This window comes from Bacillus cereus group sp. RP29 (assembly GCF_040459765.1).
In the GTDB taxonomy this organism is placed as follows: domain Bacteria; phylum Bacillota; class Bacilli; order Bacillales; family Bacillaceae_G; genus Bacillus_A; species Bacillus_A paranthracis.
On record NZ_JARVHN010000001.1, the window covers coordinates 1,916,590 to 1,932,620 of the forward strand.

Genomic DNA, 16,031 nt, shown 5'->3' on the forward strand with positions numbered 1-16,031 from the left:
TTCTTGAAACGATAAGAAGATGCTATATATAAATTCGAATACGAGAAGGGATGAGTTCTATGCTTACTCAAGAACAAATAATGAATGCGTTAAAACATGTAGAGGATCCAGAATTACACAAAAGTATTGTGGAGTTAAACATGGTTAGAAATATACAAATGAATGGAACAGAGGTTAAACTTGAAGTAGTGCTAACGATTCAAGGATGTCCGTTAAAAGCAAAAATTCAACAAGATATTGAAGAATCACTTTACGCAATTGGTGCATCAAAAGTAGATTTAACATTCGGTTCTATGACAAAAGAAGAACGTGCAGTCTTAACAGAGAAGTTAAAGAAAAATACTAGAACAGAAACTGGTATGCCAAGCATGCTTCGTCCTGATTCAGGAGTACAATTTCTTACTGTAACGAGCGGAAAAGGTGGAGTCGGAAAATCAACTGTAACAATTAATCTTGCAACGGCTTTAGCTCGTATGGGCAAAAAAGTGGGGATATTAGATGCAGATATATATGGTTTTAGCATTCCAGCTATGATGGAAACGAATCAAAAACCAACGATGATTGATCAAACAGCAATTCCAGTTATTAGTCACGGTGTTAAAATTATGTCTATGGGATTTTTTACAGAAGGAAATAATCCGGTTATGTGGCGCGGACCGATGTTAAATAAATGGATTCAAAATTTCCTTGCGAATACGCACTGGGGAGAATTAGATTATTTACTTCTTGATTTACCACCTGGTACAGGAGATGTTGCTATTGATGTTGCAGCAATGATTCCGCAGGCGAAAGAAATTATCGTTACAACACCACATAATGTAGCTTCATTCGTAGCATCTAGAGTAGGCGTAATGGCAAAACATACGAAACACGAGATTTTAGGTATTGTGGAAAATATGGCTTATTATGAAGAACAAGATGGATCGAAAAATTATCTGTTTGGAAAAGGCGGCGGCGAAATGTTAGCAGAACAATTGCAAACAGAAGTAATCGCACAAGTACCTTTTGCAAAACGTGAAGAAAATAGCGGTTCATCTGTATATGATGAAGATTCTCTTGTTGGAGAAGTGTTTACATCGTTAGCAGAAGATATTATTTATAAAGGATAGAGGAGGGATTTTTATGGTGTGTAATATCGATCATTCTATTGAAGATGTAATGAATAAACTTGAAAGTCAAAAGAGTTTTTTATCTGAAGAGATTTTTAAAGGATTAAAAAATTTTTTGCAAGGTAATCACTCACAAGAAATATTAAATGATGTCTTTCATCTTCTAAAAAAGTATGACTTAGTTAGTGAAGAAGAAAGAGAGACGAGAAATACTCAATTATTGCTGATTATAAAATAAATAAGCTTTGGCTTTTGTTTTGTAACAGGAGGGGTAAATGTAATGAATATGAAGAAGATGATTGAAACGATAGAAGCAACAAAAATGACTGATGAAGAATTATCGATTGCTCATTTACATCAAAAGCTCGTGAAGCTATATAGTCAAAAAAATGTTGCTCATTATACGGAGTTATTAAAATATATTTTATCCTTATCCGTGCAGCTTGATTTACATTTCGTATTGAAATATTTTGGTGTGCGACCGGTTGTTGCTATAGACGAGCGTATGCAATTTCAAGAGATATTTAAATGCTTAGCTAATAAGGATGATAATGGGGAATGGTTTTTAAATTTCGTTTCTTTATATGTAGGGCTAATTGTAGTTCTTCACTTTGATGAAAAAGTGATTGAGAGAAGTTTTTTTGATGCTATGGTAGTGGGTGAAGGGAATGAAATATAAGGATCTTGCCCATAACATCTTTCTATTTAATAGCTATAATTAGTCTTTTGATTGGCTATGTAAATATGAAGGTAACGAATTAATAAAAAGTGTTCTTCAGTTGTTTCCATCGTTTTTTCATGTTACCATTAAGCGAATTTTTCATAGGGAGAGAAAGCGATGAAATGGATTTATTTTATTCTTATTAATGTTATAGCTTTTAGCCTTATGGGGCTTGATAAACGGAAAGCGAAGAAGAAACAGTGGAGAACGCCAGAAAGTACGTTGTTTTTATCAGCAGCAGCTGGGGGAGCAGTTGGAGCTTGGATCGGTATGTATATGTTTCATCATAAAACTCATAAAAAGAAATTTGTTTTCGGCATACCGTTACTTGTTGTAATAACGGTATGTTTATTATTCGTTGTATGAGAAATGTCGAAAGAAATGCAGATTGATTATTGGTAAAGTGAGCACGTGGGAACGTATAATGGAGAAAAAATGAGAAGAGGAGAAAAAGGAAGATGGGGAGTCAATCAGCAGAGCAAAAAAAAGGGATTATATATGCGGCTGGTGCGTATACGATGTGGGGAATACTACCAATCTATTGGAAATGGGTTGAGGAAGTTCCAGCAGATGAAATATTAGCACACCGCATCGTTTGGGCGTTCGTGTTTATGTTAATCGTATTAGGTGTTACGAAGAGATTTCGTCAGTTTATTGGAGAGTTCGTGAATCTTTTTAAACGACCTAAATTATTAATGTCATTAACAATAGCTTCAGTCTTGATTAGCGGAAACTGGTTTGTCTACATATGGGCCGTTAATCATAATCATGTTATTGAAGCAAGTCTTGGCTATTATATTAATCCGCTTATTAGTATTTTACTTGGTACAGTCGTTTTAAAGGAAAAGTTAAACTTTTGGCAATACGTTGCAGTTGGTTTAGCTGGAGTAGGGGTTATCATTTTAACAGTACGTTTCGGGGCTATTCCGTGGGTTTCTTTATCACTTGCCCTTTCATTTGGATTATATGGATTAACAAAAAAAATGTTAAACTATGATGCGACAATTGGACTTACGATGGAAACGATGTTAGTAACGCCGTTTGCGATTATTTATTTAGTAATGACAGGAGTACATGGTTTCGGCTCATTTGGCTCGATCTCAATGTCATCGACATTACTATTAATAGGAGCGGGCATTGTTACAGCATTGCCACTTTTTTATTTTGCAAAAGGAGCCCAACTTATTCCGCTTTATATGGTAGGTTTTTTACAATATATTGCACCAACAATTAGTTTGATTTTAGGTGTATTCGTATTTGGTGAACATTTCACATCTACTCATATGATTGCATTTTTCTGTATATGGGTTGCATTAGTTGTATTCTCGGTAGCGAAAACAAAGTTCTTGGTGCAGAAACAACCGAAATTTATAAAAAATAAATCAGCAAAAGTATCGTAATGCGTAGTATTTTCTACGCATTTTTCTTTATACTGATACTATAGGATTTCCATTATAGCTAGTAGGGAGCTGAGAACGTGGAAACGATTTTACATAACGATCCGCTTATGGCCGCTGTAATTTCATGGTTTTTAGCACAATTAACGAAAGTAGTCTTTAAATTATTTAAAACGGGTGAATTTGATTTTGCAAAGTTTTTCGCTTCAGGTGGGATGCCAAGTTCTCATGCTTCAACTGTTACAGCACTGGCGACAGGTGTTGGCGTTGTGGAAGGTGTGGAAAGTACTTTATTTGCAATTGCTGCTATTTTTGCCATTATAGTTATGTATGACGCTTCAGGAGTAAGGCTTGCAGTAAGTAAACAGGCGAAAATATTGAATGAGTTTTTTCACGGTAGACAAACAGAATATAAGAAGTTAAATGAACTTGTCGGGCATACGCCGTATGAAGTAGTAGTTGGTGCTTTATTAGGGATTATTGTCGGAGTAGGATATTGTTTATAAGCAGAGCATCTTATATGTTCTGCTTTTCTTTGTATTCATACATATTCAGCTACTTTCTTGAATATCGTTATACGGATTTCGAAAGGGTGGGTGAGTAACTTGTTATTATATGAAAAAGTGCATGAAGAAATAGCGAGAAGAGCAACTGCACTTCAAACGATGCAACGGCAAGATGGTACGTGGCGATTTTGTTTTGAAGGAGCTCCATTAACAGATTGCCATATGATTTTTTTATTAAAATTATTAGGTAGAGATAAAGAGATAGAACCGTTTGTAAAAAGGTTAGCATCACTTCAAACAAATGAAGGAACGTGGAAATTGTATGAAGATGAAGTGGGAGGTAATTTATCAGCTACCATTCAATCTTATGCCGCCTTACTTGCTTCGCAAAAATATACAAAAGAAGATGCGAATATGAAGCGAGCGGAAAATTTCATTAAGGAACGCGGAGGCGTGGCGCGTGCTCATTTTATGACAAAGTTTTTATTAGCAATTCATGGAGAATATGAATATCCTTCACTCTTTCATGTACCAACACCAATCATGTTTCTACAGAATGATTCCCCCCTCAGTATATTTGAATTGAGTAGCTCAGCACGTATCCATTTAATTCCGATGATGGTGTGTTTAAATAAAAGATTTCGAGTAGGGAAAAAGTTATTGCCAAATTTAAATCACATTGCGGGCGGGGGCGGAGAATGGTTTCGGGAGGATCGGTCTCCTTTGTTTCAAACGTTATTAAGTGATGTAAAACAAATTATCTCGTATCCACTTTCGTTACATCATAAAGGATATGAGGAAGTCGAACGTTTCATGAAAGAGCGTATTGATGAAAATGGAACGTTATATAGTTACGCAACTGCCTCGTTTTATATGATTTATGCTTTACTTGCGTTAGGGCATTCTCTTCAATCATCAATGATTCAAAAGGCTATAGCTGGTATAACATCTTATATATGGAAGATGGAAAGAGGGAGTCACTTGCAAAACTCTCCTTCAACTGTATGGGATACGGCTTTACTCAGCTATGCGTTACAAGAGGCACAAGTTCCGAAAGATCACAAGATGATTCAACAGACAATAACATATTTATTAAAAAAACAGCATACAAAAAAAGCTGATTGGAGCGTACATGCTCCCGTACTTACTCCTGGCGGTTGGGGTTTTTCGGATGTAAATACGACAGTTCCAGATGTTGATGATACAACCGCTGTACTAAGAGTGTTGGCAAGAAGTAGAGAGAATGAAAAGGTAAATAATGCTTGGCAGAAAGGGATTGATTGGGTTAAAGGATTACAAAATAATGATGGGGGCTGGGGAGCGTTTGAAAAAGGTGTGACGAGCAAATTATTAGCAAATTTACCAATCGAAAATGCAAGTGATATGATTACAGATCCTTCCACACCAGATATTACAGGAAGAGTGTTAGAGCTTTTCGGGACATATACGCAAAATGAATTACCTGAGAAACAAAAACAAAGTGCGATAAATTGGTTAATGAATGCACAAGAGGAAAATGGATCATGGTATGGGAAATGGGGGATTTGTTATATATATGGTACGTGGGCTGTTATCACAGGTTTACGGTCACTCGGAATTCCATCTAACAATCCATCATTGAAACGAGCAGCTTTATGGCTTGAACATATACAGCATGAAGATGGTGGATGGGGAGAATCATGCCAAAGTAGTATGGAGAAAAGATTCATTACTTTACCATTTAGTACACCATCTCAAACAGCATGGGCGTTAGATGCTCTCATTTCTTACTATGATACAGAAACGCCAGCTATTCGAAAAGGCATTTCATATTTGCTTGCGAATCCTTATGTGAATGAAAGATATCCTACTGGAACAGGTTTACCAGGTGCGTTTTATATTAGATATCATAGCTACGCTCATATATATCCCCTACTTACTTTGGTACATTATACAAAAAAATATAGAAAATAAACCGAGAGATATCTCTCGGTTTATTTTGTTGGGTAGTAGGTCCCTGTTGAAAAGAATAAGGTTGTGCTTCCTTATTTTTCTGTTGACTGGCGTTTTTGACGTGCATCAGCGGCATTTGCACGTGCGTTTGCTTCTAAGTCATTGTGGTCAGCAAGTTCACGAGAGAACTCTACATCAATGCCATCAGTAGCTTTGTTTTGTTTGAAATTTTTTTTGTTCATTCGACACAATCTCCTTGCACTTTATCCCGCTTTAATGGGCAGTAAGACCCCCACCTTAAAATTCAGTGAAAGCAAAGAAGTTAGGGGGGCGGGATGCCCATAAAAGTCCGATTGGTGAGGGCTGATAATCAGTGGGGATGAAGAAAATCCCCACTGATTAAAGTTTCACTTTATGCGACGTTGCAAAGTTAGTTTGACACAAATAGACTTTTTTATACAAAGAGGAATTGGAAAGTAAAAAGCCGAAATATACAGTATAAGTAATAGAAATGGGGGATAGGTATGGAGTTTTTAAACGGGAAAACAGCTGTTGTAACAGGAGCTGCACAGGGAATTGGAAAAGAGATTGCAAGGGTGTATGCAAAACTAGGGGCGAAAGTATTAATTAGCGATGTAAATGAAGAGAAATTACAAAAAACGACACGTGAGTTCTTGGATGAAGGATATGAAGTGAGCTTATATCGATGTGATGTGAGTAATCAAAATGAAGCAAAGTCGTTAATTGAATATGCCGTTCAAAAATTCGGGACATTACATATTTTGGTGAATAACGCTGGGATTACAAGGGATGCAATGTTACATAAAATGGAGAAGTCTGCTTGGGAACAAGTATTACAAGTGAACTTAACTGGAGTTTTTTATTGTATGCAACCAGCGCTGCTTTACATGAGACAACAAGGGTATGGACGTATTATTAATATATCTTCAATTAGTAGAGAAGGAAACATAGGTCAAGCAAACTATGCAGCTACGAAGGCAGGCGTTGTAGGTTTAACGAAAACGGCAGCGAAAGAAGTTGGAAATTTCGGTATTACGTGTAATGCGATTTGCCCAGGATTTATGGATACAGATATGACAAAAACGATACCAGATAAAGTGAAAGAAAAGATGGTCGGCGCGATTCCGGTTGGTAGAATTGGAACGCCAGAAGATATTGCGAACGCAGCTGCCTTCTTAGCATCAGAATACGCATCCTATATTACAGGAGAAGTATTAAATGTGAGCGGGGGACTGCAAGTTTAAAGACATACATAATGAAAAGAACCTGACCTATCCGGTCAGGTTCTTTCTCTTTAATTTAAGTTAAGCCAAACGCTCTTCACTTCTGTATAGTTATTTAATGCATAAGATCCCATTTCACGACCAAGACCGGATTGTTTAAATCCTCCAAATGGAGATGCTGCATCAAAGACGTTATAACAGTTTACCCATACTGTACCAGCACGTACTTTACTTGCAACGTAGTGTGCTGTTTTAACATTTTCTGTCCACACACCAGCTGCTAAGCCGAATTGTGATTTATTTGCACGTTCAATTACTTCATCAATATCGTTAAACGGTATAGCAGAAATAACTGGACCGAAAATTTCTTCTTTTGCAATCGTCATTTCATCATTTACGTCAGCGAATACTGTAGGAGAAACGAAGTAGCCTTGATCAAATGGATTACTTCCTCCGCAAAGTACTTCAGCACCTTCTTCAATCCCTTTTTCGATGTAGCCCATTACACGTTTTTGTTGTTCTTCGGAAACGAGAGGACCGATTGTAGTTTCTGGACTTAAGCCAGCACCTTGATTTAATTTTTTAGAGTAAAGGACAAGGTCAGCCATGACATTATCATACATTTTCTTCGGAACAAATAAACGTGATCCAGCAGAGCATACTTGTCCTTGGTTAAACATAACACCAGAAAGTGCACCAGGAATCGCGCGAGATAAATCAGCATCTGGCAAGATGATATTTGGTGATTTACCGCCTAACTCAAGTGTAACACGCTTTAATGTTTCAGATGCTTGGCGCATAATTTGCTTACCGACTGGAGTAGAACCAGTAAATGCAATTTTATCAACGAGTGGATGATTAACAAGAGCTTGTCCAGCTGATTCACCGAATCCAGGAACGATATTAATAACACCTTTCGGGAATCCAGCTTCTTCAATTAATTCAGCTAAGTATAAGGCAGATAGTGGAGTTTGTTCTGCAGGTTTTAAAACGATTGTACATCCTGTAGCAAGCGCTGCTCCCATTTTCCACATTGCCATAAGAAGTGGGAAGTTCCAAGGGATAATTTGACCAACGACACCAACAGCTTCATGACGTGTATAGTTAAAGTAATCACCGGAAACAGGGATTGTTTGACCAACGATTTTCGTCGCCCAGCCAGCATAATAGCGCATATGCTCAATTGCAAGTGGTATGTCTGCTGCCATTGTTTCACGGATTGGCTTTCCGTTATCTAACGTTTCAAGCTGTGCAAGCTCTTCTTTATGTTCTTCCATTAAATCAGCTAACTTGTACATAAGCCGGCTTCGCTCAGCAGTGCTCATGCGAGACCAAGGACCTTCGTCAAAAGCCATGCGAGCTGCAACGACAGCTTTATGAATATCTTCGCGACCAGCTTCAGAAACGACGGCAAGTGTTTCGCCAGTTGCAGGGTTAGGTGTGTTAAATGTTTTACCGGAAGCGCTTTCAATGAAGGATCCATTCACATATAACTTTTTTGTACCTTGAAGAAACTTTTCTACCTTTTCATGAAGATTTACAGCTAGTTGACTCATTGTATAACCCCCTTGAAAATATAATGTAAACGCAGTACGAGACGGCGTTTATTCCGAAATCAAGGATGTGGAAACTAGATGGAAAGCCTCTAATTAAAATCATAATTAACAAATACTGAAAATTCAAATTTCATTTGTGTTACAATTGTAAAAAATATGTAATGTAAGAAAGTCTTCTATATGATTATAAAAAATCCTGCTTGTTTTTGCTTTCTAGTAGGAAAAACTAGAAGAACAATGGTACAATAATACATCGTGAGAGGAGGGAGAAAATTGAAGAATTATCATGATGATCCACGCTTTCGAATCGCCCATAGAGAAGCGTTAATTGGTCTTGGACTTGCTATTATCAATTTTATAATATGGTACGGATTTGCTTATGGGCTTGGTAGTAAAAATCCAAGTGAATATACATATGTATTTGGTTTTCCAGCATGGTTTTTTTATAGCTGTATCGTTGGATTTATCGTTATGGTTATTTTACTTAGTTTAGTTGTTCGTTTTGTATTTCAAGATATTTCACTCGATGAGGAAGAAAAAAGTGAGGAATAATAGATGAATTGGTATGTAATCATTCCAATGATAATTTCGTTTATCGTTGTATTTTTAATTGGTGTATATGCTTCAAGACGTGTACAAGCGACTGCCCATAATAAATTTTTGCAAGAATATTTTTTAGGTGGGCGTGAGCTCGGTGGTTTATTATTAGCAATGACAATGATTGCTACGTACGGTAGTGCTAGTAGCTTCATTGGTGGCCCTGGTATAGCATACAATATGGGGCTTGGATGGGTATTGTTATCTGCGATTCAAGTTGTAACAGGTTATATCGTTTTAACAGTTATCGGTAAAAAGTTTGCAATTATCGCTAGGAAGATGGAAGCCATTACTCTTATTGATTATTTAAAGGGAAGATATAATAATAAAGCAGTTGTCATACTTTCTGCGTTATGTATTATTATCTTTTTATTTTCAGCAACAGTAGCTCAGTGGGTCGGCGGTGGCCGATTAATCGAGTCGCTAACGGGTCTTTCTTATACAACAGCACTATTTTTATTTACTTTTTCTGTACTTGTGTACGTATTAATTGGTGGATTTCGTGCAGTTGCTTTATCAGATACGTTATTAGGTATCATTATGTTAGTTGGAACGACAATCATCTTAATTGCTACTGTCGTTGCCGGTGGTGGAATTGAAAAGATTATGCAGGAACTTGTTCAAATCAATCCGAATTTAATTACACCATTCGGAGCAGATGGTAGTTTAACGAAATCATATGTGACATCATTTTGGATTTTAATTGGAATTGGCGTTGTCGGTTTACCGCAAATTAGTGTGCGTGCCATGTCTTATAAAAATTCAAAAGCGATGCATCAAGCGTTAATAATTGGGACGATTGTTGTCGGTACAATTATGATTGGTATGCATTTAACGGGTGTGTTCGCACGAGTCGTACTTCCAGGTATAACGGTACCAGATAAAGTAATGCCGCTACTCGCGATGGAAGTGTTGCCACCTTGGTTAGCTGGGGTTTTCTTAGCTGCACCAATGGCAGCGATTATGTCTACAGTAAACTCGTTATTGCTACTTGTAAGTTCATCAATCATTAAAGATATATACGTAAATTACATAAATAAAGATGCGGCAGATAGTACGATTAGAAAAGGGAGTTTATGGATTACTGCTATCGTAGGACTGCTCGTTTATGTAGCAGCAATTAAACCACCTGATTTTTTAATATGGTTAAATTTATTTTCTTTCGGTGGATTAGAAGCAGCATTCATTTGGCCAATCGTATTAGGATTATATTGGAGGAAAGGAAATGCAACAGGAGCGCTTGCATCTATTTTAGTTGGGGTAAGCTCATATATGTGTATCCATCTTTTCTATCCAAATCCGTTCGGTATACATACAGTTGTCTTCCCAATTTGTTTTGCGTTTATCGCTTATATCGTTGGAAGTATGAGTGCTGTAAAGAAAACAGTATAGGTTAGTGGGAGAACGTAGTCCTTAGAGGACTGCGTTTTTTCGTATAAATTTGTTCTTTTTATTCTGTAATCCTGTGAATATTCATAAATTAATAACAATTGAGGGGATGGAGTTGAGGGTGATGAAAAAAGTATTGTTTTTAGGAGACCCGGGAATTGATGACTCTTTGGCAATTATGTATGGATTGTTACATCCTGATATTGATATTGTTGGTGTAGTAACTGGATATGGAAATGTAACGCAAGAAAAGGCGACAAGTAATGCGGCATATTTATTGCAACTGGCAGGGCGGGAAGACATACCTGTTATTAATGGTGCAAAAATCCCTTTATCTGGAGATATTACAACATACTATCCAGAAATTCATGGGGCGGAAGGTTTAGGACCAATTCGACCGCCAAAAAATCTTTCTCCAAATATAAAGCCTTTTTGTGAGTTTTTTGACATACTTGAAAAATATAAAGGAGAATTAATTATAGTTGATGCTGGTAGGTCAACGACACTTGCGACAGCATTTATTTTAGAAAAACCATTGATGAAGTATGTGAAGGAATATTATATAATGGGCGGTGCTTTTTTAATGCCTGGCAATGTGACACCAGTCGCAGAAGCGAATTTTCATGGTGATCCTATTGCGTCACAATTAGTAATGCAAAATGCCAAGAATGTGACATTGGTGCCGCTTAATGTTACATCTGAAGCTATAATTACGCCAGAGATGGTAAAGTACATTACGAAACATTCTAAAACGAGTTTTAATAAATTAATTGAACCGATTTTTACGTATTATTATAAAGCTTATAGAAAATTAAATCCGAAAATAACAGGGAGTCCAGTACATGACGTCGTTACAATGATGGTTGCGGCAAATCCCTCTATTTTGGACTATGTATACCGCCGTGTCGATGTAGATACAGTAGGGATTGCAAAAGGAGAGAGTATTGCTGATTTTCGTCCTCAACCTGATGCAAAAGCTTTAAAGAATTGGGTTCGAATTGGTTGGTCGTTACACTATAAAAAATTCCTCGAAGATTTCGTTAAAATTATGACGTAGACATAATGGGAGAATACAAGTTAAAATAATGGAGATGATTACTAAAATAATCATCTCCATTATTTTGTTTGTAAGAGATAGATAGAGAAGAGCTACACAATAGGAGAGGAATTTTACTTGAAAAAAACTATAGTATGCGCAGTGATTGTGGGTATTTTCGTTTTGCTAATATCGGGTAATTTTTTAGTGAAAAAAGTTTGGAGTTCGAATAATGATGATGCGCAGTATATCGCATCCTTTATTGAAGAACATAAAGATGAAAAAAATAGCGCGCTTCTAGTAAAAAGAAATGATAAAGTCGTTTATTCTGTAAATCCGAATGTTGTATTGCCAGTTGCTAGTACAATGAAATTAATTGTGGCGCTTGAATTTACGAAACAAGTTACGGAAGGGAAAATTGATTCGTCTAGTTTTGTTTCCATAAATGATGTGAATCGTTATTATGTACCGAATACAGATGGTGGTGCGCAAGATAGATGGCAAAGGTATTTGGAGAAGACAGGTAAGATAACTGAAGGAGCGATTTCTTTAGAAGAAGTGGCAAAAGGAATGGTTAAGTTTAGTTCGAATGCGAATGCTGAATATTTAATGGAAGTGTTAGGATTAGATAATATTAATCGGAATTTACAAAGTTTATCGCTTCCAGCACATCAGCCGCTATTTCCAATCGTTTCATCTTTATACATTCCAGGATATTTGCATAAAGAACTACACGTTCCGAAATATAAAATAGAGAAAAAGTTAAAAGAAATGTCTCAAGAGCAATATCGTCAATATGCGATGATTATTCATGAGCGCTTAAAAAAGAAGGGACCATTATTACAGAAGGAAATTCCTCTTTATTTAGAGGAACGTTACGATAAAATTTGGTCAGATCGATTGCCAGCTGCTTCTGCAAACGATTATATGGTACTGCTTCAAAAGGCAAATCATAAGGGTGGACTGACAGAAGCAGAAGAAAAAGTATGGGCTAACATCGTTGAAACAGATATGAGCGCTAAGAAATACCGTAAAACATTTAGACATGCAGGGCAAAAAAACGGCTATACGCCATGGACAGTTACAAAAGCAGTTTATGCGATGGATAAACGGGGGAACTGTACAGAAATAGTGTTTTTAGCAAATAATTTAAATGAGGACGACAGTGCAGAAATACGGAAACATTTAGCAAACTTGCATTTCCAAGTGTTGCAAAGTGATAAGTATGATGCGACTTTTATTAAATAAACTCGGTGCAGAGAGCACCGAGTTTATTTTTGTGTACAAGCACTTTTTTGCTATCGCTGGGTATGATGGGTAGTAATACTTAGGTGAAAGGGGAAAAGGTGATGAAACAAAGTAAAGAAGAGTTTATAAAGAGTGAAGGCGCTGATTTCCCTGGGAAAACATATGTGGATTGTGTATTACAACATGTATTTAATTTTCAACGAAATTACTTATTGAAAGATATGTTTCAAGTGCATAAAGCGCATATTACGATGCTGATGGAAGAAAATTTAATGAAAAAGGAAGAAGCTAAAGTTATATTACACGCGTTAAAAAAGGTAGAGGGAATGCCAGAAGAGCAATTGCTCTATACAGAGCAGCATGAAGATCTCTTTTTTTTAGTGGAACATTTAATTTCTCAAGAAGCAAAAAGCAATTTTGTAAGTAATATGCATATTGGTAGAAGTAGAAATGATATGGGTGTCACGATGTATCGCATGAGTTTAAGACGGTATGTATTACGATTAATGGAACATCATTTGTTATTGCAAGAGAGTATATTGCAACTTGCTGCTGATCATAAGGAAACGATTATGCCAGCTTATACCCATACACAACCAGCGCAGCCAACGACATTTGGTCATTATACGTTAGCGATTTATGATACGATGCAGAGAGATTTAGAACGCATGAAAAAAACGTACAAACTTTTAAATCAGTCCCCAATGGGAGCCGCTGCGCTAGCTACAACAAGTTTCCCAATTAAACGAGAGCGAGTTGCCGAGTTGCTTGGGTTTACAAATGTAATTGAGAACTCATATGATGCTGTTGCTGGAGCGGATTATTTATTAGAAGTTAGCTCTTTACTTATGGTAATGATGACGAATACGAGCAGATGGATCCATGACTTCTTACTATTAGCGACGAAAGAATATGATGGTATTACTGTGGCGAAGCCATATGTGCAAATTAGTAGTATTATGCCGCAAAAGCGAAATCCAGTTTCCATTGAACACGCCCGTGCAATTACGAGTAGTGCTTTAGGAGAAGCATTTACAGTATTTCAAATGATTCATAATACACCATTTGGTGATATTGTTGATACAGAGGATGACTTGCAGCCATACTTATATAAAGGGATTGAAAAGACTATTCGTGTTTTTTCTATTATGAATGCAGTTATTCGAACGATGAAGGTTGAGGAAGAAACGTTGAAAAATCGTTCCTATAAACATGCAATTACGATAACTGATTTCGCAGATGCTTTAACAAAAAACTATGACATTCCATTTCGGCATGCGCATCATGCAGCGAGTGCTATTGCAAATATGTTATTGGAGCAGAAAAAGGAGCTTCATGAATTACATTTGAAAGATGTGAATATGTACTTACAAGAAAAATTTAATATAACTTTATTAGAAAAAGAGTGGAAAGAAATTATATCGCCAGAAGCTTTTATACAAAAAAGAAATGTATACGGTGGGCCGAGTAAAAAAGAAATGGAGCGCATGATTAACAATCGAAAAGAGTCATTTCGACAAGAAGAAGAGGTATTTGAAAAGGAAAAACAGAGAATTTTACAAGCTGAAAATAATTTGAATACGTTAGCTTCGAATATTATTGAATCGTAAAAGAGGGATTTAGTGAATTAATCGCCAATACCTTAATAAAACTATAAATAGAGAGAAGAGATTGTCGATGATTCAATTGCATGTATATGAAGAGATTGTTAATTTTAAAGAAGAGGTTACACCATTTCTAGAAAAGAATGAGCAGGAAAATAATCTCATATTAGGCGTATTACAAATGGTCCACCAACCGATATTTATGGGGATAGCGAAACAAGGAGAAGAAATTGCGGTTGTATTTCTTCAAACAGAAGAGAAGAAACAAATTATTGTTGCTACGTCTGAAATTGCGGAAGAGGACATCGTGGAACTTGCAAAAAAATTAGCGGAAGTATATCCAAATGTTCCTGGATTAATCGGTAATAAGAAAATTGTACAGAGATTAGCCGAAGAGATTGCAGTGTTAGCAAATAAGAAAACTACTGTTGCGATGGAGCAAGGTATATATGAATTAAAACAAGTGAAGAAAAAGTGGAACGGAGATGAAGTCTTTCGAGAAGTAAATAGTGATGAGCTAACATTAATAGAACAGTGGATATACCAATTTTGCGAAGATGTGAATCTTCCTACTACGAAAGAGGAAGCAAAACAAACGGCACATACATTAATTACTAATCATCGTTTATTTGGTCTAGAAGTAGATGGAAAACTTGTTTCTGTAGCAGCAAAAACACGTCCAACTAAAAATAATATAACAGTTAATTTCGTATATACGCCGAAAGAAGAAAGGAAAAAGGGATACGCATCTAATTGTGTAGCGGCACTTAGTCAACGTATGTTAGATGAAGGTTACAAAACAACGACATTATATACGGACCTGGCAAATCCAACATCGAATAAAATTTATCAAGAAATTGGTTATGAACAAATTGCGGAGTCTGTGCTTATATTTTTAGAGAAGTAGAACAAAAAGGCGTGCTAAAATAGCACGCCTTTTTGTTATTCATCAATTCTAATAACCTCGCCTTGAGGGAAGTCTTCGGTTTCTAGTAAGTTACGAATAGCTTTTGCAACGTATTCAGGTGATAATAGCTTTCCTTCTTCTTTTAATGCGATGAATCGATCTAAATTTGTGAAGTCTTCTTTATTTGTTTCCCGAATTTGTGCTTGCATATTTGTATCAACAACACCAGGTGCAAAAGCGACGATTTTTACTGGGAATTCTTTTGCTGCTTCTTCCGTTGCTACGCACTGTGTAAACATATTTACGCCAGCTTTCGTTGTACAATAAGCGCCCCATCCGAAGTAAGGATTTTTTCCTGCACCAGATGAAATGTTTATAACACGTTTATCTACTTTCCATTCTTTCGTATGTTTCATGAAAGTGGAGGTGAGAATCATAGGTGCAAGTAAATTAATGTGAACGTTCGTAATGAATTGTTCACTTTCTGCTTTTTCAATTGGCTTCATAGGAGCAACCGTACCCGCATTATTAATTAAATGAATAGAAGATACACTGTCTTCTTGAATAGATGAAATGATTTTGTTAAAGTTCGTTTCTAAATTATGTACATCTTGAAGATCTAAGGAGTGGAAAACACAATTGCTATTATATTGTTCTGCGAGTTTCGTAAGCTCTTTATTTTCTCTTCTAGAAATAGAGATGACAGTTGTATTTTTTTCTAACAATTGTGTGGCAATAGCCTCACCTAAACCTTGTGAAGTTCCTGTTATAATAACGTAGCGCAT

17 protein-coding genes are annotated in these 16,031 nt (G+C 36.4%); 14 read left to right on the forward strand and 3 right to left on the reverse strand.

Features of this window, described 5'->3' with window-relative positions; all coding sequences use genetic code 11:
• Positions 1-59 precede the first annotated feature (59 nt).
• From QCI47_RS10085 to QCI47_RS10115, 7 genes are all read left to right on the forward strand, one after another.
• Positions 60-1,109, forward strand: coding sequence for a P-loop NTPase (locus QCI47_RS10085; protein ID WP_048557168.1), 1,050 nt, complete (start codon positions 60-62; stop codon positions 1,107-1,109).
• A gap of 13 nt (positions 1,110-1,122) precedes the next feature.
• Positions 1,123-1,347: a hypothetical protein gene (locus QCI47_RS10090; RefSeq protein ID WP_000227057.1), complete on the forward strand. Its 225-nt coding sequence runs from the start codon at positions 1,123-1,125 to the stop codon at positions 1,345-1,347.
• A gap of 42 nt (positions 1,348-1,389) precedes the next feature.
• Positions 1,390-1,788 (forward strand): hypothetical protein, encoded by a 399-nt coding sequence (locus tag QCI47_RS10095; protein WP_048557167.1) that lies wholly within the window; start codon positions 1,390-1,392, stop codon positions 1,786-1,788.
• A 159-nt stretch (positions 1,789-1,947) separates the two neighbouring features.
• Positions 1,948-2,196 carry a DUF1294 domain-containing protein gene (locus QCI47_RS10100; RefSeq protein WP_000871337.1) on the forward strand — a complete coding sequence of 83 codons (249 nt, stop codon included), beginning with the start codon at positions 1,948-1,950 and terminating at the stop codon, positions 2,194-2,196.
• 92 nt (positions 2,197-2,288) lie between these two features.
• The gene (gene rarD, locus QCI47_RS10105; protein WP_000535534.1) at positions 2,289-3,230 is read left to right on the forward strand and encodes an EamA family transporter RarD; all 942 of its coding nucleotides are present in this window, start codon (positions 2,289-2,291) and stop codon (positions 3,228-3,230) included.
• 77 nt (positions 3,231-3,307) lie between these two features.
• Positions 3,308-3,733, forward strand: a complete 426-nt coding sequence (locus QCI47_RS10110; RefSeq protein WP_000447815.1) for a divergent PAP2 family protein — start codon at positions 3,308-3,310, stop codon at positions 3,731-3,733.
• 99 nt (positions 3,734-3,832) lie between these two features.
• A complete protein-coding gene (locus tag QCI47_RS10115; RefSeq protein ID WP_309422874.1) occupies positions 3,833-5,686 on the forward strand; it encodes a terpene cyclase/mutase family protein in 1,854 nt (617 codons plus the stop codon).
• 71 nt (positions 5,687-5,757) lie between these two features.
• Here the strand turns inward: QCI47_RS10115 and QCI47_RS10120 are convergent, their stop codons facing one another.
• A complete protein-coding gene (locus tag QCI47_RS10120) occupies positions 5,758-5,907 on the reverse strand; it encodes a YfhD family protein (protein WP_001035808.1) in 150 nt (49 codons plus the stop codon).
• Between the two features lie 282 nt (positions 5,908-6,189).
• On the opposite strand from QCI47_RS10120, the gene fabG reads away from it, so the two are divergent.
• The gene (gene fabG / locus QCI47_RS10125; RefSeq protein WP_000395021.1) at positions 6,190-6,930 is read left to right on the forward strand and encodes a 3-oxoacyl-ACP reductase FabG; all 741 of its coding nucleotides are present in this window, start codon (positions 6,190-6,192) and stop codon (positions 6,928-6,930) included.
• Positions 6,931-6,980: 50 nt separating this feature from the next.
• Here the strand turns inward: fabG and dhaS are convergent, their stop codons facing one another.
• Positions 6,981-8,465, reverse strand: a complete 1,485-nt coding sequence (gene dhaS / locus QCI47_RS10130; protein WP_042514765.1) for an aldehyde dehydrogenase DhaS — start codon at positions 8,463-8,465, stop codon at positions 6,981-6,983.
• A 273-nt stretch (positions 8,466-8,738) separates the two neighbouring features.
• On the opposite strand from dhaS, the gene QCI47_RS10135 reads away from it, so the two are divergent.
• The 6 genes from QCI47_RS10135 to QCI47_RS10160 all read left to right on the forward strand — a co-directional run bounded on the left by QCI47_RS10135 (position 8,739) and on the right by QCI47_RS10160 (position 15,246).
• Positions 8,739-9,017 carry a YhdT family protein gene (locus QCI47_RS10135; protein WP_000800722.1) on the forward strand — a complete coding sequence of 93 codons (279 nt, stop codon included), beginning with the start codon at positions 8,739-8,741 and terminating at the stop codon, positions 9,015-9,017.
• Between the two features lie 3 nt (positions 9,018-9,020).
• A complete protein-coding gene (gene panF / locus QCI47_RS10140; RefSeq protein ID WP_309422873.1) occupies positions 9,021-10,454 on the forward strand; it encodes a sodium/pantothenate symporter in 1,434 nt (477 codons plus the stop codon).
• Positions 10,455-10,560: 106 nt separating this feature from the next.
• Positions 10,561-11,508 (forward strand): nucleoside hydrolase, encoded by a 948-nt coding sequence (locus QCI47_RS10145; protein WP_155005152.1) that lies wholly within the window; start codon positions 10,561-10,563, stop codon positions 11,506-11,508.
• A 117-nt stretch (positions 11,509-11,625) separates the two neighbouring features.
• Complete coding sequence (locus QCI47_RS10150) at positions 11,626-12,735, forward strand: serine hydrolase (protein ID WP_000751358.1); 1,110 nt, start codon at positions 11,626-11,628, stop codon at positions 12,733-12,735.
• Between the two features lie 101 nt (positions 12,736-12,836).
• The gene (gene argH / locus QCI47_RS10155; protein ID WP_074570065.1) at positions 12,837-14,345 is read left to right on the forward strand and encodes an argininosuccinate lyase; all 1,509 of its coding nucleotides are present in this window, start codon (positions 12,837-12,839) and stop codon (positions 14,343-14,345) included.
• Between the two features lie 67 nt (positions 14,346-14,412).
• Positions 14,413-15,246 carry a GNAT family N-acetyltransferase gene (locus QCI47_RS10160; protein ID WP_000615394.1) on the forward strand — a complete coding sequence of 278 codons (834 nt, stop codon included), beginning with the start codon at positions 14,413-14,415 and terminating at the stop codon, positions 15,244-15,246.
• Positions 15,247-15,281: 35 nt separating this feature from the next.
• On the opposite strand, the gene QCI47_RS10165 is transcribed toward QCI47_RS10160, so the two are convergent.
• Entirely contained in the window at positions 15,282-16,031 is a 750-nt protein-coding gene (locus QCI47_RS10165; RefSeq protein ID WP_001271062.1) for a (S)-benzoin forming benzil reductase, read from the reverse strand.

Coding starts and splice junctions, on each gene's coding strand:
- argH (WP_074570065.1), top strand. CDS start 12,837: ATGAAACAAAGTAAAGAAGAGTTTATAAAGAGTGAAGGCGCTGATTTC.
- QCI47_RS10095 (WP_048557167.1), top strand. CDS start 1,390: ATGAATATGAAGAAGATGATTGAAACGATAGAAGCAACAAAAATGACT.
- QCI47_RS10100 (WP_000871337.1), top strand. CDS start 1,948: ATGAAATGGATTTATTTTATTCTTATTAATGTTATAGCTTTTAGCCTT.
- fabG (WP_000395021.1), top strand. CDS start 6,190: ATGGAGTTTTTAAACGGGAAAACAGCTGTTGTAACAGGAGCTGCACAG.
- QCI47_RS10085 (WP_048557168.1), top strand. CDS start 60: ATGCTTACTCAAGAACAAATAATGAATGCGTTAAAACATGTAGAGGAT.
- QCI47_RS10090 (WP_000227057.1), top strand. CDS start 1,123: ATGGTGTGTAATATCGATCATTCTATTGAAGATGTAATGAATAAACTT.
- QCI47_RS10145 (WP_155005152.1), top strand. CDS start 10,561: ATGGAGTTGAGGGTGATGAAAAAAGTATTGTTTTTAGGAGACCCGGGA.
- panF (WP_309422873.1), top strand. CDS start 9,021: ATGAATTGGTATGTAATCATTCCAATGATAATTTCGTTTATCGTTGTA.
- dhaS (WP_042514765.1), bottom strand. CDS start 8,465: ATGAGTCAACTAGCTGTAAATCTTCATGAAAAGGTAGAAAAGTTTCTT.
- rarD (WP_000535534.1), top strand. CDS start 2,289: ATGGGGAGTCAATCAGCAGAGCAAAAAAAAGGGATTATATATGCGGCT.
- QCI47_RS10165 (WP_001271062.1), bottom strand. CDS start 16,031: ATGCGCTACGTTATTATAACAGGAACTTCACAAGGTTTAGGTGAGGCT.
- QCI47_RS10120 (WP_001035808.1), bottom strand. CDS start 5,907: ATGAACAAAAAAAATTTCAAACAAAACAAAGCTACTGATGGCATTGAT.
- QCI47_RS10160 (WP_000615394.1), top strand. CDS start 14,413: ATGATTCAATTGCATGTATATGAAGAGATTGTTAATTTTAAAGAAGAG.